Source organism: Streptomyces sp. SID10853, from assembly GCF_010548145.1.
Lineage (GTDB): Bacteria > Actinomycetota > Actinomycetes > Streptomycetales > Streptomycetaceae > Streptomyces.
Genome location: NZ_JAAGLN010000028.1, coordinates 1 through 26,967, shown reverse-complemented (window position 1 = coordinate 26,967; position 26,967 = coordinate 1). Strand labels below are relative to the sequence as shown.

The window sequence follows — 26,967 nt, the reverse complement described above, 5'->3', positions numbered from 1 at the left end:
CCCCTTCCCCAGAGCGCACCGATCCGGTGCGCTCTTTGTCTTCCCTCGGCAAGGGCTCCGGCGTACCTTGAGCGCCCAATCTGATGTGTCGTCAGTAACTTAGCGGCGGCATCCGGCATAAGGGGTTTCGAGGTGTCGTACCAGAAGCGGACAGCGTTTGCGCTGGCGGCGGCCGTCGCGGGCTCGGTGGTGCTGATGACCGCACCGGCAGCCCAGGCCGACGTAGTGGACGTCAACTACCAGTGCAAAACGCCGATCGGGAACAAGGGAGCCGTCTCGCCCATCGACATCAAGGGCGTCAAGAGCGGCAGCGGCTACACCCTCACCATGTCCTTCCAGAAGGGCGTCTCGTCCAGCCCGGTCGAACTGGGCAAGGGAGCCATGAAGCCCAGCGCGCTCATCAAGCTGGGCGGCGCCGAGAGCGGGACGGTCCCGGTCTCGGGCGCGACCAACTCGGCGGCCATACCCGCCAACTCACCCATCAAGATCAGCGACCTGTCGGGCACCTACACGCCCAAGAAGAGCGGCAAGGTCACCTTCACCGCGTCGACGCTGACCATCAAGGCGCTCGGTACGACCACCACCTGCACCCCGTCCAACAGCCCCAAGCCCTCACTGGAGCTGACGGTCGCCGGATCGGGCGGCGGCGGTACGAGCGGAGGCAGCGGCTCCACCGGCGGATCCGCCGGCGGCAGTACGAGCGGTGGCTCCGGTACGTCGAGCACATCGGGCGGCAGCCTGCCGAAGACCGGGCCGCTCGACTCGACGATGGCGCTCGGCACGCTCGGCGGGACCGTGCTGCTCAGCGGGGCCGCGGGGGTGCTGTGGCTGACCAGGCGGGGCCAGCGGTCCGCGTGAGACCTGCCGGAAACAGGCAGGCGGGCTGAACACCAGGGCCACAGGGCAACAGGGAGTCCTTTCATGCTCACGCGCACCATCCGTTCCGCCGTGCTCACGGCTGCCGTACTGCTCTGCTCCGCCGGACCCGCGCTCGTACCCGCGTCCGCGGCGGAGCCGGCGTCCGGCGGGCCGGGGTGGACGGCCGCGCCCGCGACCGGCGGCGGGACCAGGCCCAGCGCGGACGGCCGGCCGTACTTCTATCTGGAGGGGGCGCCGGGCACCGTCCTGGAGGACACCCTGGCGCTGACCAATCCGGGCAGGAAGGCGGTGACCGTACGGCTGCGGGGCGCCGAGGCGTACAACACGGCGTCGGGCGGGTCCGCGCTCCGCGCCGCGGACAACACCTGGATCACGCCGGCCGCCCGCACGGTGAAGGTCCCGGCGCGCACCAGCGCCCGGGTGCCCTTCAGCGTCACGGTCCCCGCCACCGCAGAACCGGGCGACCACCCGGCCGCGATCGTGGCGTCGTCCGGCGGGCACCAGGCCGGGGTACGGGTGCAGTTGCGGGTCAGCGGGCCGACACTCTCGGCGCTGACCGTGGAGGACGTCCGGGTCGACAAGGGGCCGGGGCTGATCCGCTACACACTCGTGAACCGCGGCAACACCACCCTCACCCCGCACCTCGACGTACGCGCCGACGGGCTCGTCAGCGGCGCCCACCACATCGCGGGGCGCACGCTGCCGGTGGAACTGCTGCCGGGGCGGCGCGTACAGCTCACGGAGAAGTGGCCGCATGCGCCGGCGCTCGATTCGGCGTCCGTGCACCTCGTGGTGACGGCCGGGGGCGGAGCGCGCGGGACGGGCTCCGCTTCGGCGGTGTTCGTGCCGTGGTGGCGGATGGCCGGGCTCCTGGCCCTGGTGTCGGCCGGTACGGCCGGCTGGTTCGCCGTACGGCGCAGACGCGCCCGGGGGACCGGGGCGGGACCTGACCCGCACATGAGGGACAGCGACACCGGACACAGCGGCGACACCAGGCACACCGACACCAGGCACACCGACAGCGAACCGGCGACGGCGGGAGCGGCAACGTGAAGATCGAACCCGCCCGGTGGCTGCGGGCCATCGGCAGCCGGGGAGCGGCACTGGCCTTCCTCCTCGCGCTCGTCCCCGCCCTGGCGCCGGCCCCGGCCACCGGCGCCGCCGCGGTCGCGGCCGGCAAGCCGGGCGCCACGCTCTCCCAGCAACAGGCGGGCAAGGGCGGCGACATCACCGTCAAGGGCACCGGCTGGCGCCCCGACGCGCTGCTCATGATGCTGATCTGCGGTCAGTCCAGCCCGGCCCGCGGCGTGATCGGCGGCACCAACGCCTGCGCCAACTCCGAGGGGCGCGCCGTCACCACCGACTCCAAGGGCGCCTTCAGCAAGAAGCTGCCGGTCGCCGAGCCGCCCAAACCCTGCCCGTGCGTGGTGCACATCGCCACGGTGACCGGTGAACAGGCGGCCACCGACGTCGAGTTCAAGGTCGCGGGCCATCCGGTCGCGGCGCTGCCGAAGCCGCCGCCCGGCGGCCGGCTCGCGGTGCTGTCCGGCGCCCGCCTCGAAGGGTCGAGCGGAGTGCTCACCTGGTTCGGGGCGCCGCCCGGCAGGACCGTCGTCTTCACCGTGGGCAATCTCGGCTCGACGCCGGTCAAGGACCCGCTCTTCTCCCTCGGCACCTCGCACGGCGTGTTCGCCCCGCAGTGGGAGGACCGGCAGTGGCACGGCACGATCGCACCCGGCAAGAAGGCGCGGATCAAGCTGGACGCCGAACTGACCACGGGGGCACACGGCGACTACCAGATCGCGGTCAAGTACGCGGGCAAGGTGCTGATCGAGCAGCCCTGGGGGGTGGGGCGCCCCTGGGGTGTCACGTTCTTCTGGCTGCTGCTGTGCGTGGTCGTGCCGGCCGCCGTGTTCCGTATCGGCATGGCCGTCGTCGACAAGGTCAGGCCCCGGTCCGCGCGCGGTACGGCCGGTGGCGCCGGCCGCCACCGGAACGCGCTGCTGCCAGGACTCGCCGTGCGCATGCCCTCGCTCCGCAGGCCCGAGCGGGCGGCGCCGCCCGCCGACGGGCCGCAGCCCCCGACGGCCACGGCTCTGCCGTGGTTCACCCCGGACACCGCACCGTCTGAGCACCACCCGGCCGAGAAGCACCCGACGACGAAGGGAAACTCGTGATCAGACAACGGAGGATGAGCGCGGCGGGATTGGCGCTGATGCTCGGCGGTGCGGGAATCATGCTGGCCGCGGGCCCCGCCCAGGCCGCGGACGTCTCGTACAAGACCGAGTGCATACCGCCCGCGATTTCCGGCCTGCCGGCCATCGAGGGCACGACCGAGGTGGCGATCACGGCGCCCGCCACGGCGAAGGTGGGCGACGAGGTCGACGTCGTGTGGAAGACGGTCTCGGCCGCTTCCAAGAACCCGGACATCCTCGATCTGGACGCCAACACCGTGCAGCCGACCGGCACGGTCAAGGTGGCGGGCGCGCAGACCGCGGACCTGGACATGCAGGGGCCCAGGACCAATCCGGCCATCCCCAAGGGCGCCCCCATGATCCTCTCGGACATGACGGGCAAGCTGAAGCTCACCAAGGCCGGTGACGTCACGCTGACGGCCGACAAGTACAACATCAACGTCAGCAAGCCGATCTCCACGGACACCAAGTGCTCGCCGAAGGAGACGGTGAAGTCGTCGGCCACCATCAAGGTCACGGACGGCGGCGGTACGACCACCGGCGGCACCACCACGGGGGGCACGACGGCCGGTACGACCACGGGCGGCACCACCACCGGCGGCACGACGGCCGGCACCACGACCGGGGGCACCACCACCGGCGGCACGACCGCAGGGACGACCACCGGCGGGACCACCACGGGCGGCACCAGCACCGGTGGGACCACCACGGGCGGCACCGGGGGCGCGACGGACTTCACCGGCAAGCAGGTCTCCGTCGCCTACGCCTGCAAGACGCCCATCGGCGACAAGAACGCCACATCTCCGGTGCAGATCAACGCGAAGAAGAGCGGCGGGGACTACGGCCTCGACGTGAAGTTCAGCAAGTCCGTGATGGACAGCCCGGCCGACATCCCCGCGGGTTCGGTCGTCCCGTCCATGGAGGTCAAGCTCGGCGGCGCCGACAAGGGAACGGTCCATGTGGTGGGCCCGGCCAACAAGTCGGCCATCAAGTCGGGCGCACCGATCGAGATCCCCGACCTCACCGGTACGTACAAGCCGGGCGCGGACGGCAAGGCGACGCTCAGCCCCGGCGTACTGACGGTCAAGGCGCTCGGTACGACTACCACCTGCACCCCGCCGGCGAACGTCGCGGTCTCCCTGCAGCTCGACACATCGGCCCAGCCGGGCGGCGCGTCCGGCGGCACATCGACCGGTGGCACCACCGGCGGTACGGCGGCCGGCGGCGCGGGCGGCAGCACCAGCAGCAGCGGCGGGCTCGCCGAGACCGGCGCGAGCGACAACGGCGGTCTGCGGGCGCTCGGCCTGGTGGCCGGCACCGTGATCCTGCTGGGCGGCGCCGTGTTCACCTTCACCCCGTGGAGGAGGCTGCGCGGCACCCGCTGACCCCTGCCCCGGGCGCACACCCCCGGCAGGCTCCCGGCGCGTACGGGAGCGCGTACGGGAACCCGCACGAGAACGCCTACGGGAACCCGCACGAGAACGCCTACGAGAAAGGCCCCGCCGCACCTGACCGGTGCGGCGGGGCCCTCGTCGTACAGCAGGCGGGAACGGCGTCAGCGGACGTCGCCCATGAGCTCCCTGACCTTGCCGCGGTACATCCAGATCGCCACGGCCGCGACCACGGCGAGCGCCGCTTCGAGCCCGACCATGCCGGACTTGTTGAGGTTGACGCCCGAGAGCGACATCAGGCTGGTGACGCAGTCACCGGCCGTGACGGCGAGGAACCAGACACCCATCATCTGGCTGGCGTACTTCGCCGGAGCCATCTTCGTGGTCACCGAGAGGCCGACCGGCGAGAGGCACAGCTCACCGACGGTCTGGACGAAGTAGATCGCCACCAGCCACATCGGGCTGACCCGCGAGCCGTCCGTCGTCGACATCAGCGGCAGCATGAAGACGAAGAAGGAGACGCCTATCAGGAAGAGACCCGAGACGAACTTGACGACCGTGCTCGGCTCCTTGCCCCTCTTGTTGAGAGCCAGCCATATCCAGGCGACGACCGGGGCCAGCGCCATGACGAAGACCGGGTTCACCGACTGGTACCAGGACGTCGGGAAGTGGAAGCCGAGCAGGCTGTTCGTCGTGGAGTTCTCGCCGAAGAGCGACATCGTGGAGCCGCCCTGGTCGTAGATCATCCAGAAGACGGCCGCGGCCACGAAGAACCAGATGTACCCGGAGATCTTCTTCTGCTCCAGGCCGGACAGCTCCCGGTCGCGCTTCATGCGCACCAGGACACCGATCGGGATGAGCAGACCGAGCACGGTGATCGGGTAGAGCGCCCAGTTCTGGGTGAAGGCGCCGCTGAAGACCACGATGCCGTAGAAGACCGCGGCGATGATCAGGCAGATCAGGCCCTTGGTCAGGACCGAGCTGCGCTCCTGCGCCGACAGCGGCTTCGGGACGATGCTGCTGCGCTCGTTCAGGTGGCGGGTGCCGATGAGGAACTGCAGCAGACCGAGCGCCATGCCGACCGCCGCGAGGGCGAAGCCGAGGTGCCAGTTCACGTTCTCGCCGACCGTACCGATGACCAGCGGCGCGAAGAAGGAACCTATGTTGATGCCCATGTAGAAGACGGTGAAGCCACCGTCACGGCGCGGGTCGTCGGGGCCCTTGTACAGATGCCCGACCATCGTCGAGATGTTGGCCTTCAGCAGTCCGGAACCGAACGCGACGAGCGCCAGACCCGCGAAGAACGAGCCCGTACCGGGCAGCGCCAGTGTGAGATGCCCGACCATGATGACCGAGGCCGCGATGGTGACCGTTTTGCGGGCCCCCCAGACGCGGTCGCCGAACCAGCCGCCCGGCATGGTGAGGAGGTAGACCATCGCCAGGTAGATCGAGTAGATCGCCGTCGCGGTGGCCATGCTCAGATGCGGACCGTCGCTGGACACCAGGTACAGCGGGAGCAGAGCCCTCATGCCGTAGAAGCTGAAACGCTCCCACATCTCCGTCATGAAGAGCGGTGCCAGGCCGCGGGGGTGGCCGAAGAAGGTCTTTTCCGGGGTGTCCGGAGCCTTCGTCAGGCTTGACGCCATGGTCGTTCCTTGCTTTTCGGGACGCGCCGCAGATCGGTGACGCGCCCGGTGGGGGGTGGCCGGCACCGGCGTGGTCCGTCCCCGCCCCACGCCAGAGGGGCCAGCCGGATGGGTTCCGTACCGAGGGGGGAGACCACGCCGGGATCCACGCTCCGTGCGCTTCCTCGCGCACAGGGCCCGGCCGCTAGGTCATTCACTGTCCGCGCGGCCGGGGTACCAACCGCGCACAGATAAAGGGTCTTTGGCGCATCAAGGCAGGCCAAAGGACCCCAAGTACTGCTACAGGCGTATCGCCACCATAAAGAGGCAGCTGCGGCATTTGAAAGGGGTTGAGACATGGATCACAGGTGAATGCCGGAACTGGCCACTGTATTCGAAGGCGGTAATCCCGATAGCCACCCAGACCTGTAGCCCTTGGCGATCACCTCACGAGCATGACCCGTCGCGGTCTACCATCACCTTCATGACCCGTGTACTGCTCGCCGAGGACGACGCATCCATCTCGGAGCCGCTGGCCCGCGCACTGCGTCGGGAGGGTTACGAGGTCGAGGTGCGGGAAGACGGACCGACCGCGCTCGACGCCGGCCTTCAAGGAGGGATCGACCTGGTCGTCCTGGACCTGGGGCTGCCCGGCATGGACGGTCTCGAGGTGGCCAGGCGGCTGCGCGCCGACGGGCACACGGTGCCGGTCCTGGTGCTCACCGCCCGCGCCGACGAGGTCGACACGGTGGTCGGCCTGGACGCCGGCGCCGACGACTACGTCACCAAGCCGTTCCGGCTCGCCGAGCTGCTGGCGCGCGTACGGGCGCTGCTGCGGCGCGGCGCCGCCGAGACCGCCCCGCAGCCCGCCACCCACGGCGTGCGGATCGACGTCGAGTCGCACCGCGCCTGGATGGGCGACGAGGAACTCCAGCTCACCGCGAAGGAGTTCGACCTGCTGCGGGTCCTGGTCAGGGACGCGGGCCGGGTCGTCACCCGGGACCAGCTGATGCGCGAGGTCTGGGACACCACCTGGTGGTCGTCCACCAAGACCCTCGACATGCACATCTCCTGGCTGCGCAAGAAGCTCGGTGACGACGCGGCGAACCCGCGCTACATCGCCACCGTGCGGGGTGTCGGCTTCCGCTTCGAGAAGAGCTGAGGCCCGCGGCGCGACTGCGACACTTGCCGCATGCGCCGCCGACTCATCAACTCCACGCTCGCCGTCGTACTCGTCGTGATCGCCGTCTTCGGCGTCTCGCTCGTCATCGTCGAGACACGCACCATCAGCAGCAGTGCCCAGGAGAGCGTGGACTCCGAGGCGCTGCGCCTCGCGAGCATCGTCGAGAGCCGGATCCTCGGCGACGAACGGGTCACCGAGTCGATCCTGCACGACCAGGTCGACGCCCACCGCTACTCGGTGATCAAGATCCCCGGCCGGGACACCATCAGGCTCGGCACCGAGCCGCAGGGCAGCGTCATCAGGGGCAAGGCGACCGGCGCCGACGGTGAGCAGGTCACCGTCGAGGAAGCGGGCTCCACGGTGACCCGCGAGGTCGGCCGGACCCTGCTCATCATCGGTGGGGTGGCGCTCCTCGCGATCGTCTCGGCGGTGCTCCTCGCCGTACGCCAGGCCAACAAGCTCACCTCGCCGCTCACCGACCTCGCCGAGACCGCCGAACGTCTCGGCTCCGGCGACCCGCGTCCCCGGCACAAGCGGTACGCGGTGCCGGAGCTGGACCGGGTCGCCGATGTGCTGGACGCGTCGGCCGAGCGGATCACCCGGATGCTGACCGCCGAGCGCCGGCTGGCCGCCGACGCCTCGCACCAGCTCCGTACGCCGCTGACCGCGCTCTCCATGCGGCTGGAGGAGATCACCCTCACCGAGGATCTGGACACGGTGAAGGAGGAGGCGACCATCGCGCTGACCCAGGTCGAGCGGCTGACGGACGTCGTGGAGCGGCTGCTGACCAACTCCCGCGACCCGCGCACCGGCTCCGCCGTCACCTTCGACCTGGACGAGGTCGTCACCCAGCAGCTCCAGGAGTGGCGCCCGGCGTACCGCAGCGCGGGGCGGGCGATCGTACGGTCGGGGAAGCGCGGGCTGCGGGCCATCGGCACACCGGGCGCGGTGGCCCAGGTGATGGCGGCGCTGATCGAGAACTCGCTGATGCACGGTGGCGGCACCGTCGCGGTCCGTTCCCGGGTCACCGGTACCCAGACGGTCGTCGAGGTGACGGACGAGGGGCCGGGTGTGCCGCCCGACCTCGGGGCCCGGATCTTCGAGCGGACCATCAGCGGGCGCAACTCCACCGGTATCGGTCTCGCGGTGGCCCGCGATCTGGCGGAGGCGGACGGCGGGCGGCTCGAAATGCTCCAGCAGCACCCGCCGGTCTTCGCGCTCTTCCTGAGCCGGGTGTCGAAGGACCCGCTGAAGCAGAACAGCCTGCCCGGCCCGGAGGAGCCGCCGCAGCCGACCATCCGGTGACCGGGGGGGGCGTGGGTCCCGGGCGGGCCCTACTCCGGGCCCGCCTCCACCAGCGTCGGTGCCGGGGCGGGGTCCGACGCCGGCAGCGTCCGGAACACCCAGGTGCGGTAGGACCAGAAGCGGAAGAGCGTCGCGACGGCGATACCGAGGAACTTGAAGAAGTTGCTCTGCAGCGGGGAGTTCCAGTCGGCGCCGTAGGTCGCCGCGTAGAGGATCCCGTTCTCGATCACCGCGCCGACCAGGCTGAACAGCAGGAACAGCCCCATCTCCCTGGCCCGTCCGCTCTTCTCGCGGTCCCGGTAGGCGAAGTAGCGCAGGCCGATGTAGTTGAAGACGACGGCGATGACGGTCGCCAGCACACTGGCCCGTACCACCTGCAGGGAGGTCGTGTGGCGGAGCAGGTTGAACGCCGCCATGTTGACCAGCAGGCCCAGCGCCCCCACCGCGCCGAACTTGGCGACCTCGCGCCAGAGCCGCTGCACCCGCGTCCGCATCCCGCCGGAATCGCTCATGGTGGTCGATAGCCCCGTTCGCTCTGGTTGGCCGGCGTTCGCTTCGGTCTGGTTCGGATCGCTTCGGTGAGTCAACGCGACCATGCTAGCCAGTGCTCCGTTCGGGTGCCCGGTCAAGGCCGTGACGTGCTGGCATGCGGGCTACGGGCCTGCGGATACCCTGGGGTACGTGACGTTCCCCGTAGTCGGCATGGTCGGTGGCGGACAGCTCGCCCGGATGACCCACGAGGCGGGTATCCCCCTCGGCCTCAGATTCAAGTTGCTCAGTGACACCCCGCAGGACTCGGCGGCCCAGGTGGTCAGCGATGTCGTCGTCGGCGACTACCGCGACCTGGACACGCTGCGCGCGTTCGCGCGCGGCTGCGACGTGATCACCTTCGACCACGAGCATGTGCCCACCGAGCATCTGCGCGCCCTGGAGGCGGACGGTATCCCCGTACGCCCCGGCCCGCACGCGCTGGTGCATGCCCAGGACAAGGGGGTGATGCGCGAGAAACTCACGGCGATCGGCGCCCCCTGCCCCCGCCACCGCATCGTCTCCGACCCGGCCGACGCGGTCGCCTTCGCCGGAGAGGTGGGCGGCTTCCCCGTCATCCTCAAGACGGTCCGGGGCGGCTACGACGGCAAGGGCGTCTGGTTCGTACGCTCCCTCGCGGACGCCGAAGCCCCCTTCAAGGCGGGCGTCCCGGTCCTGGCCGAGGAGAAGGTCGACTTCGTACGGGAGCTGGCGGCCAACGTCGTACGCTCCCCGCACGGCCAGGCCGTGGCCTATCCGGTGGTGGAGTCCCAGCAGGTCGACGGCGTCTGCGACACCGTGATCGCCCCCGCGCCCGGCATCGCCGAGGAGCTGGCGGGCGAGGCCCAGCAGCTCGCCCTGCGGATCGCCGCCGAGCTGGACGTGACCGGCCACCTCGCCGTCGAACTCTTCGAGGTCCGCGGCCCCGACGGCACACCGGGCATCCTCGTCAACGAACTGGCGATGCGCCCGCACAACTCGGGCCACTGGACCCAGGACGGCGCGATCACCTCGCAGTTCGCCAACCACGTGCGCGCGGTCCTCGACCTGCCGCTGGGCGACCCGCGCCCGCGCGCCCGCTGGACGGTCATGTGCAACGTCCTGGGCGGCGACTACCCGGACATGTACCAGGCGTATCTGCACTGCATGGCCCGCGACCCCCAGCTCAAGATCCACATGTACGGCAAGGACGTGAAGCCGGGACGCAAGGTCGGCCACGTCAACACCTACGGCGACGACCTCGACGAAGCGCTGGAGCGCGCCCGTCACGCCGCCGGATACCTGCGAGGGACGATCACCGAATGACCTCTCCGTCAGCTTCCGCAGCATCCGAGGCCCCCGCCGTCGGCCTGGTGATGGGCTCCGACTCCGACTGGCCCGTCATGGAGGCAGCGGCCAAGGCCCTGGACGAGTTCGGGGTGGCGTACGAGGTGGACGTCGTCTCCGCGCACCGGATGCCGCGCGAGATGATCGCGTACGGCGAGCAGGCCGCGGGCCGGGGGCTGCGGGCGATCATCGCGGGCGCCGGGGGAGCCGCCCATCTGCCGGGCATGCTGGCCTCGGTGACCCCGCTGCCGGTCATCGGCGTCCCGGTGCCGCTGAAGTACCTGGACGGCATGGACTCGCTGCTCTCCATCGTGCAGATGCCGGCCGGCGTCCCGGTGGCGACGGTCTCGGTGGCCGGCGCGCGCAACGCGGGGCTGCTCGCCGTCCGCATCCTGGCCGCCTCCGACCCCGGACTCCAGGACAGGATGCGGGACTTCCAGCAGAAGCTGAACGACGAAGCGACGGAGAAGGGCACCCGGCTGCGCGCCAGGGCATCGGGCGCGGACACCTTCGGATTCGGAAAGTAGGCGGTCGTCATGAGCCATCACCTCACCGAAGCGCTGGACCTGCTCGCCGAGTACCCGGTCGTGGACGGCCACAACGACCTGCCCTGGGCACTGCGCGAGAACGTACGGTACGACCTCGACGCGCTGGACATCGCCCGCGACCAGACCGGCCACCTCCACACCGACCTGCACCGGCTGCGCAAGGGCGGCGTCGGCGCGCAGTTCTGGTCGGTCTACGTCCGCAGCGACATGGCGGGCGAGGACGCCGTCAGCGCGACGCTTGAGCAGATCGACGCCGTGGACCAGCTGCTCACCCGCTACCCCAACGACCTGGTGCGCGCGCTGACCGCCGACGACATGGAGAAGGCCAGGAGCCAGGGCCGTATCGCCTCACTGATGGGTGCCGAGGGCGGCCACTCCATCAACAACTCGCTGGGCACGCTGCGCGCCCTGTACGCGCTGGGCGTGCGCTACATGACGCTCACGCACAACGACAACATCGCCTGGGCGGACTCCGCGACCGACGTCGTGAAGGCCCATGGGCTGACCGCCTTCGGCCACGAGGTCGTCCGCGAGATGAACCGCACCGGCATGCTGGTGGACCTCTCGCACGTGGCGGCGTCCACGATGCGTGACGCGCTGGCGACATCGACGGCGCCGGTGATCTTCTCGCACTCCTCGTCCCGTGCGGTCTGCGACCACCCGCGCAACATCCCGGACGACGTCCTGGCGCTGCTCCCCGCCAACGGTGGCGTCGCGATGGCCACGTTCGTCCCGAAGTTCATCCTCCCCGAGGCGGTCGCCTGGACCGCCCGCGCGGACGAGAACATGCGCACCCACGGGCTGCACCACCTGAACACCACGCCCGCGGGGCTGAAGGTCCAGCGCGCCTTCGAGGAGGCGCACCCCCGCCCGATGGCCACCGTGTCGACGGTCGCCGACCACCTGGACCATATGCGCGAGGTCGCGGGCATCGACCACATCGGTATCGGCGGCGACTACGACGGCACGGCCTTCACCCCGGCGGGCCTGGAGGATGTGGCGGGCTACCCGAACCTGATCGGTGAGCTGATCGGCCGCGGCTGGTCGAAGCCTGACCTGGCCAAGCTGACCTGGCAGAACGCGGTACGGGTGCTGCGCGCGGCGGAGGACGCGGCCCGCGGGATCCAGGCCGGGCGCGGCCCGTCCAACGCGACCCTGGCCGAGCTGGACGGCTGACAGCCGTACCGGAAGCGGCAGGTCCGGGTCACCCGGCCCGTACCTGCCGCGGCAGCCGTACTCAGCAGGCGCAGAGGCAGAACGGATGCCCCGCGGGATCCGCGTACACCCGGAAGGTCCGCGTCCGGTCCGCCGCGTCGAGCACCGTCGCCCCGAGCGCCAGGACCTCCTTCTCGGCCGCGTCCAGATCCTCGACGGCCAGGTCCAGATGGAACTGCTGCGAGCCTTCGCCCGCGGGCCAGCGCGGCGGCACGAACTCCGGCGCCCGCTGGAACGCGAGCGGTGTGCCCTGGTGTCCCCTGAGGTCCACCCAGTCCGGGTCGCCGTCCTCGGCCGCGCCGCCGATGATCCCCGCGTAGAAGGCGGCAAGCGCGCGCGGGTCGGGACAGTCCAGAACGATGGCACCGAGCTTGGCTACGGCCATGGCGATCTCCCCGGTCGGTTTGATTACCGGTATATGGCTTCAACCGGTAACGGTTACCTCATGCTCCCCCATGAGGGGTAACGTCGCAAGGGTGAGTGAGAGAGCAGTCGCGCCGGGGGGTCTCGCGCTCGTGGAGGCGCTGGTGAACACGGTGAGCCTCGACACGGGCGAGGACCGGCTGGCCGCGGAGTTCGGACTGAGCGGAGCGGCGCTGGCCGACGCCCAGGAGCTGCGGGAGGCGCTGCGGGCCGCCTGCCTCGCCCACGCGGGCCGGGACATGCCGCCCGGGCGGAGCGTCACCCTGACCCGTCTGCTGTCCCGGGCGCCGCTGCTGCTCTCGGTGGACGAGAAAGGCACGGCGGCCCTGGTCCCCGCGGACGCGGCCTCGCTCGCCTCCCGTGTCGCGGTGGCTGTCGCGACAGCTGTCACGGAGGGCACCTGGCAACGGCTCAAGGCGTGCGAGGCGGAGGACTGCCACTGGGCGTACTACGACCGCAGCCCGGCGGGCCGCAGCCGCTGGTGCACGATGGCGGTCTGCGGCAGCCGCGCCAAGATGCGCAGCTACCGTGCCCGCAGAACGGCAGGCCGTACGGACAGCCCGACCGCACCGGCCGGCCCGGACCGTACGGACGCGAGCCCGGCCTGATCCGCCGGCCAGCCCTTAGGCCCGCGGGCGTCCCATCGCCCGGTACACCCAGCCGGCCTCGCGCCACGCCGCCGGGTCCAGGGCGTTCCGGCCGTCAAGCAGTATCCGCTCGGATGCCGCCGCGCCCAGTGCCGCCGGGTCCAGCTCGCGGAACTCGCGCCACTCCGTCAGGTGCAGGACGACATCCGCGCCGCGTACCGCGTCCAGTGCGGTCTCCGCGTAACCGAGCGTCGGGAAGAGCCGGCGGGCGTTCTCCATGCCCTTGGGGTCGTAGACCGTGACCTGGCCGCCCTGGAGGTGGATCTGGCCCGCGACGTTCAGCGCGGGGGAGTCCCGTACGTCGTCCGAGTCCGGCTTGAAGGTCGCGCCCAGCACGGCCACCCGCTTGCCGAGGAACGAGCCGCCGCCCACGGCCTCCCGGGCCAGCTCCACCATGTGGCCGCGGCGGCGCATGTTGATCGAGTCCACCTCGCGCAGGAAGGTCAGCGCCTGGTCGGCGCCCAGCTCGCCCGCGCGGGCCATGAAGGCCCTGATGTCCTTGGGCAGACAGCCGCCGCCGAAGCCGATCCCGGCCCGCAGGAACTTCCTGCCGATGCGCTCGTCGTGCCCGAGTGCCTCCGCCAGCTTCGCGACATCGCCGTCCGCGGCCTCACAGACCTCGGCCATCGCGTTGATGAAGGAGATCTTCGTGGCGAGGAAGGAGTTCGCCGCGGTCTTCACCAGCTCGGCCGTGGGGAAGTCGGTCACCACGAACGGCGACCCCTCACCCACCGGTCCCGCGTACACCTCGCGCAGCAGCTTCTCCGCGCGCTCACTCTCCACGCCGACGACGATCCGGTCGGGGTGCAGGGTGTCCTTGACGGCGAAGCCCTCGCGCAGGAACTCCGGGTTCCACGCCAGCTCCACGCCCTCGCCGGCGGGGGCCAGCTCCCTGAGCATCCCCGCGAGCCTGGCCGCGCTGCCGACCGGCACGGTCGACTTGCCGACGACCAGCGCGTCCCGCTTCAGATGCGGTGCGAGCCAGCGGAAGGCGTTGTCGACGTACGACATGTCGCAGGCGTACTCGCCGTGCTTCTGCGGGGTGTTGCAGCAGACGAAGTGCACATCGCCGAACTCGCCGGCCTCCTCCCACGATGTGGTGAAGCGCAGCCGCCCGGTCGACCCCTCGATCCCCGCGACGTGCCGGTGCAGGATCTCTTCGAGACCGGGCTCGTACATGGGGACGCGGCCCTGCGAGAGCATCTCGATCTTCTCGGGGACGATGTCGAGACCGAGCACGTCGAATCCCAGCTCAGCCATGGCCGCGGCGTGGGTGGCACCGAGATAGCCGGTACCGATCACGGTGATTTTCAGGGCCATCGGGGAGCTCCAGGGTGCCTGCGGGATCGGGTGCGCGCCCGAGCATAGTCGGGCTGTTCGACACCCTGCCCCGCTCCTGTCGCCAACCTCACGTATCCCTGGGGGCGGGCAGCCCCTAAAATTGGGTTACTTAACGGTAGTTAGCATCTTGGGGAGTGAGTGACCTTGGCAGGTTCGCCCGATTTCGACCTGTACCGCCCGGCCGAAGAGCACGACATGCTCCGCGACTCGGTCCGTGCCCTGGCCGAGGCGAAGATCGCACCCTTCGCCGCCGCGGTCGACGAGGAGGCCCGCTTCCCGCAGGAGGCGCTGGACGCGCTGACCGCCGCCGACCTGCACGCCGTCCATGTGCCCGAGGAGTACGGCGGCGCCGGGGCCGACGCCCTCGCCATGGTCATCGTCATCGAGGAGGTCGCCCGTGTCTGCGCCTCCTCCTCGCTGATCCCGGCCGTGAACAAGCTGGGCTCGCTCCCGGTGATCCTCTCCGGCTCCGAGGACCTCAAGAAGAAGTACATGAGCCGCCTCGCCAAGGGTGAGGGCATGTTCTCGTACTGCCTGAGTGAGCCCGACGCCGGTTCGGACGCTGCGGGCATGAAGACCAGGGCGGTGCGCGACGGTGACTTCTGGGTGCTCAACGGTGTGAAGCGCTGGATCACCAACGCGGGCGTCTCCGAGTACTACACGGTGATGGCGGTCACCGACCCCACCAAGCGCTCGAAGGGCATCAGCGCCTTCGTGGTCGAGAAGTCCGACGAGGGCGTCTCCTTCGGCGCCCCCGAGAAGAAGCTCGGCATCAAGGGCTCCCCGACCCGCGAGGTCTACCTGGACAACGTCCGGATCCCCGCCGACCGCATGATCGGCGAGGAGGGCACCGGCTTCGCCACGGCGATGAAGACCCTGGACCACACCCGCATCACGATCGCCGCCCAGGCCATCGGCATCGCCCAGGGCGCGCTCGACTACGCCAAGGGGTACGTCCAGGAGCGCAAGCAGTTCGGCAAGCCGATCGGTGACTTCCAGGGCATCCAGTTCATGCTCGCCGACATGGCCATGAAGCTGGAGGCGGCCCGCCAGCTCACCTACTCGGCCGCCGCCAAGTCCGAGCGCCTCGACGGCGACCTGACGTTCTTCGGCGCGGCCGCCAAGTGCTTCGCCTCGGACGTCGCGATGGAGGTCACCACGGACGCGGTCCAGCTCCTCGGCGGGTACGGCTACACGCGCGACTACCCCGTGGAGCGCATGATGCGCGACGCGAAGATCACCCAGATCTACGAGGGCACGAACCAGGTCCAGCGGATCGTGATGGCCCGCAACCTGCCGTAATCACCACCGGTTCCACCCCGGAACGAGGGGAGCCCCGGCCGCCGCCGGGGCTCCCCTCGCGCTGTCCCGGTTCTGCCCCGGTCCGCGCTGCCGCGAAACGTACAGGTATACGGCAGCACGCACCGGAGCGGACCGGTTTCCGCATTTCGCTCGCCCGGTGTGACCGGACGCCTGCACACTGTCGCCATGGAGGAGCAGGAGCAGCAGACGCAGACGCCCGGGCGGTTCTTCATCAATGTGCAGCGCCGGGACGACCCCGTCTCCGAAGTCACCGAGCTGGACGCGATAGCCGCGGCGCGCACCTACGGCGAGATCGTGGTCAGGGGGCCGCTCTTCGGCTTCGCGGAGCAGCGGCGCGGTGAGCGGCCGCGGTGGCGGCTGCTCGGCGGGATGGACACCGGGTATCCGCAGGACGCCAGGGACGAGCTCAACTCGCACCTCTGGCTCAAGGCGAAGGACGAGACCGACGACCACCTGGAGCGGCGCGAACTCCTCGCCGCCGTGGCCCGGTTGGAGACCGAACCGGTGAACGCCGTGTCCGCCTGCGGCACCCGCTACCGCATCGTGCGCGCCGACGAGTTCGCCAGGATCGGCGGGGGCCGGCTGGAGCCGCCGCGGCCCACCGACGTCGACACGGACGGCTGGGACGAGACGCCCGTCCGCCAGGGGGCGCGTACCAGGGGCTTCGTCATCGACCACAGCGCGGCGGTCGGGCTGACCGAGGGCCTGGACCGGGTCGGCCTGCTGTCGCTCTCGTACACCTCACGGCGCTTCCCGCCCGACGTACTGGCGGATTCCCGGCGTGCGGTGACGACCCACCCCGGTCTGGTGCTGCTGCCCGTCACCTTCCGGATCATGGAGCACAAGGAGCAGTCCTGGTCGATGGTGGGCGTGCAGTGCGACACCCCGCAGGAGGCGCGGCGCCGGCTCGTCAGCTATCTGACCGAGTCGCTGCCGATGTTCGGGGACATCGGCGAACGGGACGCCGCGGTGTACGCGCGGGCGGCCGAGCGGTTCACCCAGCAGATCAGGCCCAATGAGCTGCGGGTGCGGGGGCGCTGCTTCCAGATCGTCCGGGTGGAGCGCATGATGCGCATCGGTCCTGACGGCCCCGAGCCGCCGCGGCGGTCGGACACGGACATCCAGGAGCCCATGAAGATCCGCCCCACCATGGACGAGTGGGGCACCATCACGCACGCGGAGTAGCGGCGCCGACAGCGGCAGGGGACAGCGGAGGCCCCCGGGGCTCGGCGGCAGCTCCGGGGGCCTCTTCCGGTCCGGGACGAGACGGGACGAGAGGGGCTCAGTTGCCCGAGACCGTCACCGTGTCGTCGTCCTTCAGCTCCTGCACCAGCTGCTTGACCTTGGTCTTGTCCCAGACCAGGTTGCCGCCGGTGGAGCCCGAGATCGGCATGTTCATCTGCTTGCCGTCGCCGCCCTGCACACCCTTCATGGCCCAGAACATGGACGCCAGGTTCCACAGGCTCATGTCCTTGTCCACGATCACCGTGTCCAGGCCCGCGCCCATCACCGGGTAGAGCTTGAACGGGTTCAGGACCGTGGACGGGGTGGCCGTCTGCGAGGCCAGGGCCGACAGGAACTTCTGCTGGTTCTTCGTGCGCTGCAGGTCGCTGGCCGCGAAGGCGTGCCGGGTGCGGACGAAGGCCAGGGCCTGGCTGCCGTTGAGGGTCTGCTTGCCCGCCGGGAAGTCGGCGCCCGAGTCCTTGTCCTTGAACGCCTGCGGAATGTCCAGCTGGACCCCGCCGACCGCGTCCACGATGCTCGCGAAGCCGTCGAAGCCGATCTCCGCGTAGTGGTCGATGTGCAGCCCGGTGTTGTACTCGATGGTGCGCACCAGCAGCTCCGGGCCGTCCTCCGCGTACGCGGCGTTCAGCTTCGTCTGCCGGCCGGTGTTCGGGTAGAGCTTCCCGGAGTCGGAGCCCTTGTACGAAGGGATCGTCACGTTCGAGTCGCGGGGCAGCGAGACCATCGTGTCCCCGTGGTCACCGACATGCAGGATGATCATGGAGTCGGTGCGCTTGCCCTCGGCGGAGCCGGTGTGCAGCTTCTTCTTGTCGGCCGCGGACATGCCGTCGCGGCTGTCCGAGCCGACGATCAGGTAGTTCGTGCCCTTGCCCGCGGCGGGGCGGTCGATGACCTTGGACAGGTCGACCTCGCGGCGCAGCTTTCCGTCGGCCCAGAAGTACGTACCGATGGAGACGCCCAGGATCGCGATGACCAGGACCAGCGCACCGATCCTGATGCGGCGGCCCCAGTTCGGCGGGGTGCCCGGGCGGGTGGCGGGGCGCGGGCCTCCGGTGCCCTGACCGCCCTGGCCTCTGCGGGCGCCGGGCACACCGGGGCCACCCTGCCCGTAGACCTGGCCGGTGTTGTAGCCACTGTCGTACGCGTCGCCGTAGCCGTCGTCGTAACCCTGGCCCTGCTGCTGTCCGCCGTACTGCCGCTGGGCAGGTGGCGTCGGACGCTGCACGTGCCGCATGACCCGAGCGCCCTCGGGCTGTGCGTTCTCGCTGCCACGTCCGTAGCGGTCCCTGTCGTCCATGTGGACCAGTGTGCCGTCACGGTGCGTATGTATTACAGGGCGGGTGTGGAATCGGGGCAGTGCTGTTGCAGACCTGATGCAAAGTGCCGTGGTGCGGGGCGGCTCTAAGCTGGCACGTATGACAGATCTTCCGGGCAAGCCCACCTCGGCCTCACGTACCACCCTGAGTCACATCATGACGGGCAATGACACCAACCTCCTCGGTACCGTGCACGGTGGTGTGATCATGAAGCTGGTGGACGACGCGGCGGGCGCCGTGGCCGGGCGGCACTCCGGCGGGCCCGCGGTCACCGCGTCGATGGACGAGATGGTCTTCCTGGAGCCGGTCCGCGTCGGAGACCTGGTCCATGTCAAGGCCCAGGTGAACTGGACCGGCCGGTCCTCGATGGAGGTCGGTGTACGGGTCCTGGCCGAGCGGTGGAACGAGTCGTCCCCGGCCCAGCAGGTCGGCACCGCGTACCTCGTCTTCGCCGCGGTCGACGCGGACGGCAAGCCGCGGGCCGTGCCGCCCGTGGTCCCCGGCAGCGAGCGCGACAAGCGCCGCTACGAGGAGGCACAGATCCGCCGCACCCACCGGCTGGCCCGGCGCCGCGCGATCAAGGAGCTCCGCGAGCAGCGCGTCGCCGACGGCATCGACGACTGAGCGGGCGGCCGCCTACTTGCAGACCACCTGGTCGCCCGTGACCGCCCCGGCGCTGCTCGGATCCGGTTCGTCGGCCCGTACCGGCGTCACCGACGTGAAGTCGGGGCCGAGTGTCACCTTCAGCGTGGAGCCGATCCCCGGGACCGAGCGCAGCTCCGCGTGCGGCAGCGCCGCGGCGAGCGAACGCACCGACCGGTTCCAGCGCGGGTCGTACTCGATGACCGTGCGCTTGGTGTCCGACGGCACCGGCTTGCCGGGAACCGCGGCCGCGACCGACGAGAGGAAGCCGGTGGCACGCAGGCTCTTGTCCGCGCGGGCGGCAAGACCGGTGGTCGATGTGCCGTTGACGACCTGCACCCGGATCTGGTTCGGGGGCACGTCGACCTTCCGGGCCTTCGTCCCGGCCGACTTGTGCACGGCGATCGGCACGTCCTCGCGGATCTCCTTGAAGAGCTTCCCTGCCTTCGCCGGGTCCCACTTCACCGTGGAGCCGATGCCCGGCACCCGGTAGTTCATCTGCCCGATGGGTACGGAGGTGAACTCCGACGACGACGGCTTGAAGCCCCGCATCGCCTGCCCCAGCGAGAGCATCTCGTCGGGGCCGAACCCCTTGTCCGCCCGGACCGAGCCGAAGACCGTGGACGCCACATCGCGGAACTTGACCGGGTTCAGCAGCACACCGCTGCTGGTCGTCTTGGCGATGAGCGAGGCCATGAACCGCTGCTGGCGCTGCATCCGGCCCAGGTCGGACGCCGCGTCGAGATGGCGGGAGCGTACGTACTGGAGGGCCTCGCCGCCGTTGAGCTTGCTGGTCCCCACCGGCAGGTCGAGCCCGGTGTAGGAGTCCTTCAGCGGGCGGGCGGTGCAGATGTCGACGCCGCCGAGCACGTCCACCGTCTTCATGAAGCTCGTGAAGTCGACCTCCAGATAGTGGTTGATCTGCACGCCGGTCATCTTCTCCACGGTCTGCACCGTGAGCTGGGGCCCGCCCTGGGCGTACGCGGCGTTGAGGCGGACCGGATGGGCGCTGACGCGCTTCCTGGTGGCCGGGTCGGTGTGCTCGGGCACCACCGCGTAGCTGTCCCGGGGCAGGCTCACGACGCTCACCCTGGAGCGGTCGGCCGAGACATGGACGAGCATCACCGTGTCGGTGCAGTGACAGGGGGCGCCGCCCAGGTGGTACTTCTTCTTCTCCGCGGGCGTGATCTTGTCGCGGCCGTCGGTGCCGACGAGGAGCACATTCATGCCGCGGCCGGGCGCCGGCCGGTTCTTCATGTCCTTGAACGGGTCGATGCGCCCGATCCCGTCCAGCTCACCGATGAGGGCATGGCCGATCCCGCCGGCGCCGAGCACCAGGACGGACAGGGCGGTGGTGATGCGCATGCCCCAGCGGGGGCGGGGCGGGCGGCGCGGCGGCGGCCTTCTGCGGCGGGGAGGCGGGGGCACGGGGGAAACTGGGACACCTCCGCGAGGGGCGGACAGGGGAAGCGACCACGGTAAGCCGCTGTGATCAACATCCCGGGCAGGCCGCCCGGCCGCCGCGCCCGGTGTCCCTCGTTCGCGGTAACGTCACCGTCCCACGGGCGCCGCGCCCGCTGTTTCTGCGATCATGCCGGTCCGCCATGGTGTCGCCCGCCGGGCCTTCCCGGTCCCGGCCGGCGACACCGTCAAAACTCCGGGAAAGGGCCGGACCCGCCGCCGCGAGGCAGCAGGTCCGGCCCTTTCCGGTGTGCGCTCCCGGCCTACGAGGTCCAGGTGTAGGCGGGGTCGACATGCATGCACGCCGACTTGTCGTCCCCGTGGAGAGCGTTGGCCGAGTCCGGTGTCTTGCCGTCGTCCGCCGTGGACTTGGGGTACGTCGTGCCCTCACGCCAGTCGCTTCCCACGACCATCGTGACCCCGCTGACATCGGTGGACTTCTTCACGGACTTCAGCGGCACACCCAGCGCCTTCGCCACCGCCTGGGCGTCACCCTCCAGATCGGCGCTGGGGAAGAGCACCTCGGTCGTCTTCTGCGGATCAAGCGTCTGATCGGCGACGGCCCGGGTGAAGCCCTGCCCGGTCAGCAGCGCCGCGACCGAGCCGGCCCGGCCGGGCGCCGGCTGCCCGCCGTCGCCCCCGGTGCCGTTCCGCACCGTGACACCGATGTCGGCCTTGGGCGCGGCGGGGTCGTCGGAGACCTTCTCGGCGGGCTTCTTCTTCGCCCCCTTGCCGTCCAGCGGGGTGTCGTTCCTGACCATCGCGAACAGCTTCTCCGCGTCGCCCGGCTTCGGGTCGACCTTCTCCTCGAACCCGGGCCGGGTGGAGTTCACGTTCGGCATGGTCGTCATGGTCATCCGCGACGTCGGGACCTTCTTGAGCTCCCCGGCCAGGTCGTACAGCTTCTTGACCGTGTCGATCCCGTCGTCGACCTTGAGCGCTCTGGTGGCCGACTCGGCGAGGTCCATGAGCTCACCGGGGTCGGTGAGCTTGGTGCCCTCGCGCAGCCGGCGGACCATCGAATTCATGTACTCGTGCTGGGCCTTGGTCCGTATGACGTCGGTGTCCGGCCAGAATCCGTACCGTGTCCGCAGCCACTGGAGCGCCTGCTGCCCCTTGACCGACGTGGTGCCCTTCTTCAGCTTGAGCCCCGAGCCGTGGCCGTCATGGGTGTGCGAGTACACATTGGCGTCCACACAGACCGGCACCCCGCCGATCGCGTCCGCCATGGAGACCACACCGGAGAAATCGATCTTCATGAAGTGGTCGATGTGGATGCCGGTGAGGGACTCCCAGGTGGCCACCGTGCAGCCGGGGCCACCGCGGCCGAGCGACTCGTTGGCGAGGGTCCAGCCCGTCGCCTGGTAGGTCTTGCCGTCCTCGGCGGTGCACTGGGGGATCTTCAGTACGGTGTCGCGCGGCAGGCTGACGACCGACATGTTGGTGCGGTCGGCCGAGACGTGCAGCAGCATCTGCACATCGGCCAGGGGGGCGCCGCCGAAGGTGTTCTTGGCGCCGCCGAGCTTCTGGTTCTCCTTGGAGTCCCGCGCGTCCGAGCCGATCAGCAGGATGTTCAGCGGGGTCTGGCCCGCCGCGTTGGCCGTCGGCTTCGGGGCCTGGTGGGAGCCGAGGTTGAGGGCGCTCTTCTGCAGATTTCCGTTCAGGTGGCGGTAGTAGAGATATCCCGCGCCCGCGGTGCCGATGACCAGCAGTGCCACGGTTCCCGCCACCCAGCGGAGTATTCGGCGTTTCCCGCGCCGGGCCCGCCGCCGCGACGTCTGCTGTCTGCGGTTCCCGCGCCCGCCGCCCGGAGCGCTGTCCGGGGCCCTCCGGCCGGCCCCCGACGGCGCGGTGGACGCGCTGTCGTGCCGGCCGGGTTGCCTCGCTCCCGGAACGCGAGGCCGAGTCCCCTCCCCTCGCGTGCTGCTCTGTCCCACCAGGTCCCCCCTGCTACTCAGGTATGCGTATTCCCCGGTGACCTGGTGTCACTTGGAGCACACGGTCTTGTCGGCTTCGACCTTCTGGATATCGGCCGGCGCCTTGGTCGGCGCCGTGATGGGTGTGCCGGCGGCCTTGAAGTCCGCACCGAGGACGAGGGTCATCGGGGCGAGCCCGACGGAGTCCTTCGTACCCGGCTTGAGCGCCGACGCGGGCAGGCCCATGATGTCGGCGAGCTTGCGGGCCTGGTCGGCCTGGTTCGGCCCGTAGGTGAGGGTCGTCTTGGCCAGATCGGGCTTGTAGTTGCCGCCGTTCTCCGACTTCAGTACGCCCTCGGTGTTCTGCAGCCAGGTCAGCGTGGTCTGCGCCGATCCTGCCTGGGCCCCGCCGTTGAGCACCTTCACCCGCACGTCGGATGCGTTCGCCTGCTTCCCCTTGAGGAGCGCCTCCTGCTTGCTCGCGGCCTCGCTCTTCTTCTTCTTGACCTCGGTGAGCGAGACGTCGTCGCGCATCATCGAGAACAGCGGGTCGGCCTGGGTGGGGTTCACGACGACCGTGGCGTGTATTTTCTCCGCCGGGTTGTCGAGGACCGGCAGCGTGGTGAAGGTGACGTTCTTCGGGTTCACCGACTTCAGGTCCATCGCGAGGCTCTTGAGGCGGTCGATGCTGCCGATGCCGCTGTCGACGGTGAGCGCCTTGGTCGCCGAATTCGCCAGGCTGTAGAGCTTGGTGGGGCTGGTGAGCGTGTCACCCGAGGTCATCTTGCGTATCAGCGAGGCCAGGAACTGCTGCTGCACCTTGATGCGGTCCAGGTCGCCCTGGTTGCCGAAGCTGTGCCGGGTCCTGACGAAGGCCAGCGCCTGCTCGCCCTCGACCTTGGACTTCCCGGCAGGGAGCTTGAGATGGGACTCCTTGTCGTCCACCGCGTGCGCCACACAGACATCGACGCCGCCCACCGCGGTGCTGAGCGTCTTGATGGCGTTGAAGTCGGCCATCATGAAGTGATCGACCGTCAGGCCGGTGATCTCCTTGACCGTCTTCATGGTGCAGCCCGGGTCGCGCGAGTCCTGCCCCAGGCTGGTGTTGAAGCGGACCTGCTGGGTGCCGGGGATCGTCTTCGTCGATCCGTCCGGCTCCTTGACCTGGCAGTCCGGGATGTCGGTGATCAGGTCACGGGGGATGGACAGCGCGGTCGCGTTGGTCCGGTCCTTGGAGACGTGGAAGAGGATGTTGGTGTCGGCATGGCCGACACTCCCCTTGTCGCCGTAGCCCTCGTTGCCCTTGCCGGTGCGCTTGTCCGTACCGATCAACAGGATGTTCACGGCCCGGTCCTTGGTGGATCCCGACGTGCCGCCGACCACATCGATCTTGTTGATGTTGCCGTTGAAGTGCTGGTAGAGCAGATACGCCCCGGTGGACCCGGCGACCAGGACGAAGGCCACCGCACCGCCGGTCCACATCAGCGCCTTCTTCCGGCGCGATTTCTGCTGCTTGCGCTTGCGGCGGCCGGCCTGCGTCTGCGGCCCGCCCCCGGCGCGGCCGTCCTGGCCGTTGCCCGACGCCCGGCGGCTGCGCTGGCCCGGTACGTCACGGCGCGGTGACTGCGGAGGTGACTGCTGCTGCGAGCGTCTGCCGGCGGACTGTTCGGGCACCGAGTCCCTGCGCCGTGAGCGGCCGGGAGCGGATGCGGAATCCGAAGGCGATCTGTCTCCCGACTGCGTTCCGGAGGGGTTCAGTCGCAGTTCGTAATTGCCGGTTTCCGGGTTGAGCACCCACTGGTCTGCGGGGTCGATATCGTCCCGCCCACGGCTATGCGCGTCCACGGTTGCCTGTGTCCTCCGTCGGTGCCACGCGAGGCGCTCTCCCCCCGAGCGCTCGGTCTTTCGTCCTCCGGTGCACGGCCGCATGGCCGGATGCACCGGATCGCGTCACACTATCTGCCCGGATCAATGCCGAGCGACGTCCAGGACACATTCCTTGGCGCTTACAACTGGGCATACCACCCAATCCACATGCCCTGCGGATACGGGTTTGAGAATTGTTTTACCCGCAGGCGGCCGAAGCCGCATTCGTCCCCGGGAAAGTGGCCTGCGGCGAGGGCGACGGCTTGCCTTTTCCGCCGGTACCCGACGTGCCTCCCGCGCTCTGCGTGCCCTGGTCCCCGGCGGCGGTCCCGGTGCCGCCCTTCGTCACGGTGACCGGGTCGTCGTCACGGAGCCGTTTGAAGAGCCGGTCGGCGGCCGGCTGCACGAGCTGGTCGCGGTTGCGGTTGTTGACGTACGGCTCACGCGGCACCGTCAGGAACTGGACCCTGTGCGTGGGGATGTCCCGCAACCGCCGCGTCAGGTTGTACAGGTCCTTGAGCGTGTCAAGGCCGGGGTCCGTGGTCAGCGACTTGGTCGCCGCGTCCAGCACCGGGTACAGCCGCGTCGGGTTCAGCAGAACGCCGTTGCTCTGCACCTTCTTCACCAGCGAACCGAGGAACTCCTGCTGGCGCTGCATGCGTTCGGTGTCGCTGCCGTTGCCGATGGAGTGCCGGACGCGTACGTAACCGAGGGCCTGCTCCCCGTTGAGCGTCTGCCGGCCCGCGGGCAGCTTGAGATGGGCGTCCTTGTCGTTCACCGGCTTCTTGAGGCACACCTGGACGCCGTCCACCGCGTCGACCATGCCCTTGAAGCCCTCGAAGTCGACCACCATGTAGTGGTCGATCCGGATGCCCGTCATGTTCTCCACGGTGCGGACGGTGCAGGCGGTGCCGCCGTACTCGAACGCCCAGTTGAACTGCACGAACTGCTTCTTCGTACGGCTCTTGTCCGCCTTCATGCAACTCGGCACGTGCGACATCAGGTCACGCGGCAGGGAGACCGCCGTCGCGCTCTTCTTGTCGGTGGACAGATGCAGCAGGATCGTGGTGTCGGAGCGCTGCGAACCCTCGTCCCTGCCGTACTTCTTGTTGTCGCCCGCCCGCGAGTCGGACCCGATGAGCAGGATGTTCTCGGCGCCGTTCGCGACGGGCGGGGGGCGCTCCTTCTCGTACGCCCGCAGTTCGGCGGTCGCCGTGTTGTCCGTCCTGATGTTGTGGTCGAGCTTGTTGTAGAGCCACCAGCCGACGCCCGCGGCGACGAGCACGACGAACGCGACGCCCAGTGCGGTCCAGCGCACCCAGTGCCGTTTGCGCCCGGCCGGCGGCTCGGGGGCGGACTTCGACGGATCCTCGTCCGGGCCGCCCGTCTGCGGCTCGTCGTCCGGAGTGCCAGCACTGTCCGTCACGTCTGCGTCCATCCTTCACGGAGTCGGCGACGCGCTGGGCCGCCGACCGGAACGGACAGACGACTGAACCGCGCGCTTGGTGGTGATTTCTCCCGATCATGTACCTCGGAGCGCGCCTGTTCCCGGGGGCTCGTCCTGGGGTGGGCCAGACGAGTGGCCCATCAGTGCGTGACGGAGTGGGTGACCCGCTCACTCTCGACGCGCTTTTCGAGGCCGCCGTCGGCCAGCAGGCCGAGATTGCGGCAGAGCACCACCGAGGCACCGGCCGCCAGCGGGGCGTACAGCCCGGTCGACAGGCCGTCCCAGCTGTCGTACGGCCGCCCCGACAGCAGCCGTGCGCCCGGGGCGAGTCCGACGCCCGCCGCATCGTGCATGGCCCGCTCCACCACCTGCGCGCCGGACAGCTCGGTCCCGCCGACCGCGAGCGCGGGCGCGTCCGGGTCGACCGGCGCGTACGGTGCGAAGCGGTCACCCTGGCTCGGGACCTCGACCGCGTAGTCGGCGAAGCCGGCCGGCGGCTGCGGGAAGCGGCCGCCGAGGGGGCGCAGCGCCAGTGCCACCCGCTCCCCGCCGCAGGCACGCGCCTGCTCCAGGGTGTCGGGGCCGCTCACCACCAGGTCCGCCTCGGCCGGGTCGCCGCCGACGTCGGCGACCACGCCGACCGAGGAACAGGCGAGCAGCCACACGGCGCTCTGCCAGTGCGCCGGGAGCAGCAGAGCGAGCCGGTCGCCCGGCTCGGCCGACAGCTCGCCCTGGAGCAGATTCGCGGTCTTGGCCACCCAATTGGCGAAGGTCGCCACGGAAAGTTCGACGCGCTCGCCGGTCGCGTCGTCGTAGAACGTGACAAGGGGACGCGCCGGTTCCAAGGCGAGTGCGGATAGCAGCAGGTCGGCGGGGGTGTGGTCGCTGGCAGTCATGCGGGAAGCGTACGTCGCGGGCCCGGCCGGGGACGGCCGCCGCCGCGGATTCCCGGGCGGGACGGCCGTCCCGCCGGGCCGATGCGGCGTCAGTTCCGGGATGGACAGGGACCGGAGGGTATGTCCAAATCGTAGCTATGCGTGCTCCTATGACTGCCTCTGTGCTCTCCGCCTCGATCGCCGTCGCGTGCGCCGCCACGCTCACCCTGCCGCTTGCCGCACCGGCCGGCGCGGCCGCGCCCCGGGCCG

23 protein-coding genes are annotated in these 26,967 nt (G+C 70.0%); 13 read left to right on the top strand and 10 right to left on the bottom strand.

The window, feature by feature from the left end:
* Window positions 1-132 precede the first annotated feature (132 nt).
* The 4 genes from G3I19_RS08605 (at window position 133) to G3I19_RS08590 (ending at window position 4,459) form a co-directional block, all read left to right on the top strand.
* On the top strand, window positions 133-858 hold the full coding sequence (locus tag G3I19_RS08605; RefSeq protein ID WP_164261526.1) for a peptidase: 726 nt from the start codon (window positions 133-135) through the stop codon (window positions 856-858).
* Between the two features lie 63 nt (window positions 859-921).
* Window positions 922-1,932 carry a hypothetical protein gene (locus G3I19_RS08600; RefSeq protein ID WP_203599336.1) on the top strand — a complete coding sequence of 337 codons (1,011 nt, stop codon included), beginning with the start codon at window positions 922-924 and terminating at the stop codon, window positions 1,930-1,932.
* Window positions 1,933-1,934: 2 nt separating this feature from the next.
* The gene (locus G3I19_RS08595; RefSeq protein WP_164261572.1) at window positions 1,935-3,056 is read left to right on the top strand and encodes a hypothetical protein; all 1,122 of its coding nucleotides are present in this window, start codon (window positions 1,935-1,937) and stop codon (window positions 3,054-3,056) included.
* Between the two features lie 14 nt (window positions 3,057-3,070).
* Window positions 3,071-4,459, top strand: coding sequence for a hypothetical protein (locus G3I19_RS08590; RefSeq protein ID WP_164261523.1), 1,389 nt, complete (start codon window positions 3,071-3,073; stop codon window positions 4,457-4,459).
* A gap of 170 nt (window positions 4,460-4,629) precedes the next feature.
* On the opposite strand, the gene G3I19_RS08585 is transcribed toward G3I19_RS08590, so the two are convergent.
* Window positions 4,630-6,111, bottom strand: coding sequence for an oligopeptide:H+ symporter (locus G3I19_RS08585; RefSeq protein ID WP_164261520.1), 1,482 nt, complete (start codon window positions 6,109-6,111; stop codon window positions 4,630-4,632).
* Between the two features lie 463 nt (window positions 6,112-6,574).
* On the opposite strand from G3I19_RS08585, the gene G3I19_RS08580 reads away from it, so the two are divergent.
* Window positions 6,575-7,252, top strand: a complete 678-nt coding sequence (locus G3I19_RS08580; protein WP_164261518.1) for a response regulator transcription factor — start codon at window positions 6,575-6,577, stop codon at window positions 7,250-7,252.
* Between the two features lie 30 nt (window positions 7,253-7,282).
* On the top strand, window positions 7,283-8,578 hold the full coding sequence (locus tag G3I19_RS08575; protein ID WP_164261515.1) for an ATP-binding protein: 1,296 nt from the start codon (window positions 7,283-7,285) through the stop codon (window positions 8,576-8,578).
* A 29-nt stretch (window positions 8,579-8,607) separates the two neighbouring features.
* On the opposite strand, the gene G3I19_RS08570 is transcribed toward G3I19_RS08575, so the two are convergent.
* The gene (locus G3I19_RS08570) at window positions 8,608-9,090 is read right to left on the bottom strand and encodes a GtrA family protein (protein WP_164261512.1); all 483 of its coding nucleotides are present in this window, start codon (window positions 9,088-9,090) and stop codon (window positions 8,608-8,610) included.
* A gap of 169 nt (window positions 9,091-9,259) precedes the next feature.
* Here G3I19_RS08570 and G3I19_RS08565 point away from each other — a divergent pair, with 169 nt between their 5' ends.
* The 3 genes from G3I19_RS08565 to G3I19_RS08555 are packed head-to-tail and all read left to right on the top strand — an operon-like array spanning window position 9,260 to window position 12,156.
* On the top strand, window positions 9,260-10,411 hold the full coding sequence (locus tag G3I19_RS08565; RefSeq protein ID WP_164261509.1) for a 5-(carboxyamino)imidazole ribonucleotide synthase: 1,152 nt from the start codon (window positions 9,260-9,262) through the stop codon (window positions 10,409-10,411).
* A complete protein-coding gene (gene purE / locus G3I19_RS08560; protein WP_164261507.1) occupies window positions 10,408-10,959 on the top strand; it encodes a 5-(carboxyamino)imidazole ribonucleotide mutase in 552 nt (183 codons plus the stop codon). The genes G3I19_RS08565 and purE overlap by 4 nt, the downstream gene beginning before the upstream one ends.
* A 9-nt stretch (window positions 10,960-10,968) precedes the next feature.
* The gene (locus G3I19_RS08555; RefSeq protein WP_164261504.1) at window positions 10,969-12,156 is read left to right on the top strand and encodes a dipeptidase; all 1,188 of its coding nucleotides are present in this window, start codon (window positions 10,969-10,971) and stop codon (window positions 12,154-12,156) included.
* Between the two features lie 61 nt (window positions 12,157-12,217).
* Here G3I19_RS08555 and G3I19_RS08550 read toward each other — a convergent pair whose 3' ends face one another.
* The gene (locus G3I19_RS08550) at window positions 12,218-12,580 is read right to left on the bottom strand and encodes a VOC family protein (RefSeq protein ID WP_164261501.1); all 363 of its coding nucleotides are present in this window, start codon (window positions 12,578-12,580) and stop codon (window positions 12,218-12,220) included.
* 91 nt (window positions 12,581-12,671) lie between these two features.
* Between G3I19_RS08550 and G3I19_RS08545 the strand changes: the two genes are divergently transcribed.
* Window positions 12,672-13,226, top strand: a complete 555-nt coding sequence (locus G3I19_RS08545; protein ID WP_164261498.1) for a CGNR zinc finger domain-containing protein — start codon at window positions 12,672-12,674, stop codon at window positions 13,224-13,226.
* Between the two features lie 15 nt (window positions 13,227-13,241).
* On the opposite strand, the gene G3I19_RS08540 is transcribed toward G3I19_RS08545, so the two are convergent.
* Window positions 13,242-14,585 (bottom strand): UDP-glucose/GDP-mannose dehydrogenase family protein, encoded by a 1,344-nt coding sequence (locus tag G3I19_RS08540; protein WP_164261495.1) that lies wholly within the window; start codon window positions 14,583-14,585, stop codon window positions 13,242-13,244.
* Window positions 14,586-14,750: 165 nt separating this feature from the next.
* Here G3I19_RS08540 and G3I19_RS08535 point away from each other — a divergent pair, with 165 nt between their 5' ends.
* A complete protein-coding gene (locus G3I19_RS08535) occupies window positions 14,751-15,908 on the top strand; it encodes an acyl-CoA dehydrogenase family protein (protein ID WP_164261492.1) in 1,158 nt (385 codons plus the stop codon).
* A gap of 186 nt (window positions 15,909-16,094) precedes the next feature.
* Entirely contained in the window at window positions 16,095-17,114 is a 1,020-nt protein-coding gene (locus G3I19_RS08530; RefSeq protein ID WP_164261489.1) for a DUF5954 family protein, read from the top strand.
* A gap of 97 nt (window positions 17,115-17,211) precedes the next feature.
* On the opposite strand, the gene G3I19_RS08525 is transcribed toward G3I19_RS08530, so the two are convergent.
* A complete protein-coding gene (locus G3I19_RS08525) occupies window positions 17,212-18,471 on the bottom strand; it encodes an LCP family protein (protein WP_164261485.1) in 1,260 nt (419 codons plus the stop codon).
* A 118-nt stretch (window positions 18,472-18,589) separates the two neighbouring features.
* On the opposite strand from G3I19_RS08525, the gene G3I19_RS08520 reads away from it, so the two are divergent.
* On the top strand, window positions 18,590-19,114 hold the full coding sequence (locus G3I19_RS08520) for an acyl-CoA thioesterase (RefSeq protein WP_164261483.1): 525 nt from the start codon (window positions 18,590-18,592) through the stop codon (window positions 19,112-19,114).
* Window positions 19,115-19,126: 12 nt separating this feature from the next.
* Here the strand turns inward: G3I19_RS08520 and G3I19_RS08515 are convergent, their stop codons facing one another.
* The 5 genes from G3I19_RS08515 to G3I19_RS08495 all read right to left on the bottom strand — a co-directional run bounded on the left by G3I19_RS08515 (window position 19,127) and on the right by G3I19_RS08495 (window position 26,718).
* Entirely contained in the window at window positions 19,127-20,497 is a 1,371-nt protein-coding gene (locus G3I19_RS08515) for an LCP family protein (protein ID WP_164261480.1), read from the bottom strand.
* A 359-nt stretch (window positions 20,498-20,856) separates the two neighbouring features.
* On the bottom strand, window positions 20,857-22,530 hold the full coding sequence (locus tag G3I19_RS08510; RefSeq protein WP_164261477.1) for an LCP family protein: 1,674 nt from the start codon (window positions 22,528-22,530) through the stop codon (window positions 20,857-20,859).
* A 48-nt stretch (window positions 22,531-22,578) separates the two neighbouring features.
* On the bottom strand, window positions 22,579-24,354 hold the full coding sequence (locus tag G3I19_RS08505) for an LCP family protein (RefSeq protein ID WP_164261474.1): 1,776 nt from the start codon (window positions 24,352-24,354) through the stop codon (window positions 22,579-22,581).
* Between the two features lie 220 nt (window positions 24,355-24,574).
* Window positions 24,575-25,813 carry an LCP family protein gene (locus tag G3I19_RS08500; protein WP_164261471.1) on the bottom strand — a complete coding sequence of 413 codons (1,239 nt, stop codon included), beginning with the start codon at window positions 25,811-25,813 and terminating at the stop codon, window positions 24,575-24,577.
* 149 nt (window positions 25,814-25,962) lie between these two features.
* Window positions 25,963-26,718 (bottom strand): TIGR03089 family protein, encoded by a 756-nt coding sequence (locus tag G3I19_RS08495; RefSeq protein ID WP_164261468.1) that lies wholly within the window; start codon window positions 26,716-26,718, stop codon window positions 25,963-25,965.
* Window positions 26,719-26,967 lie beyond the last annotated feature (249 nt).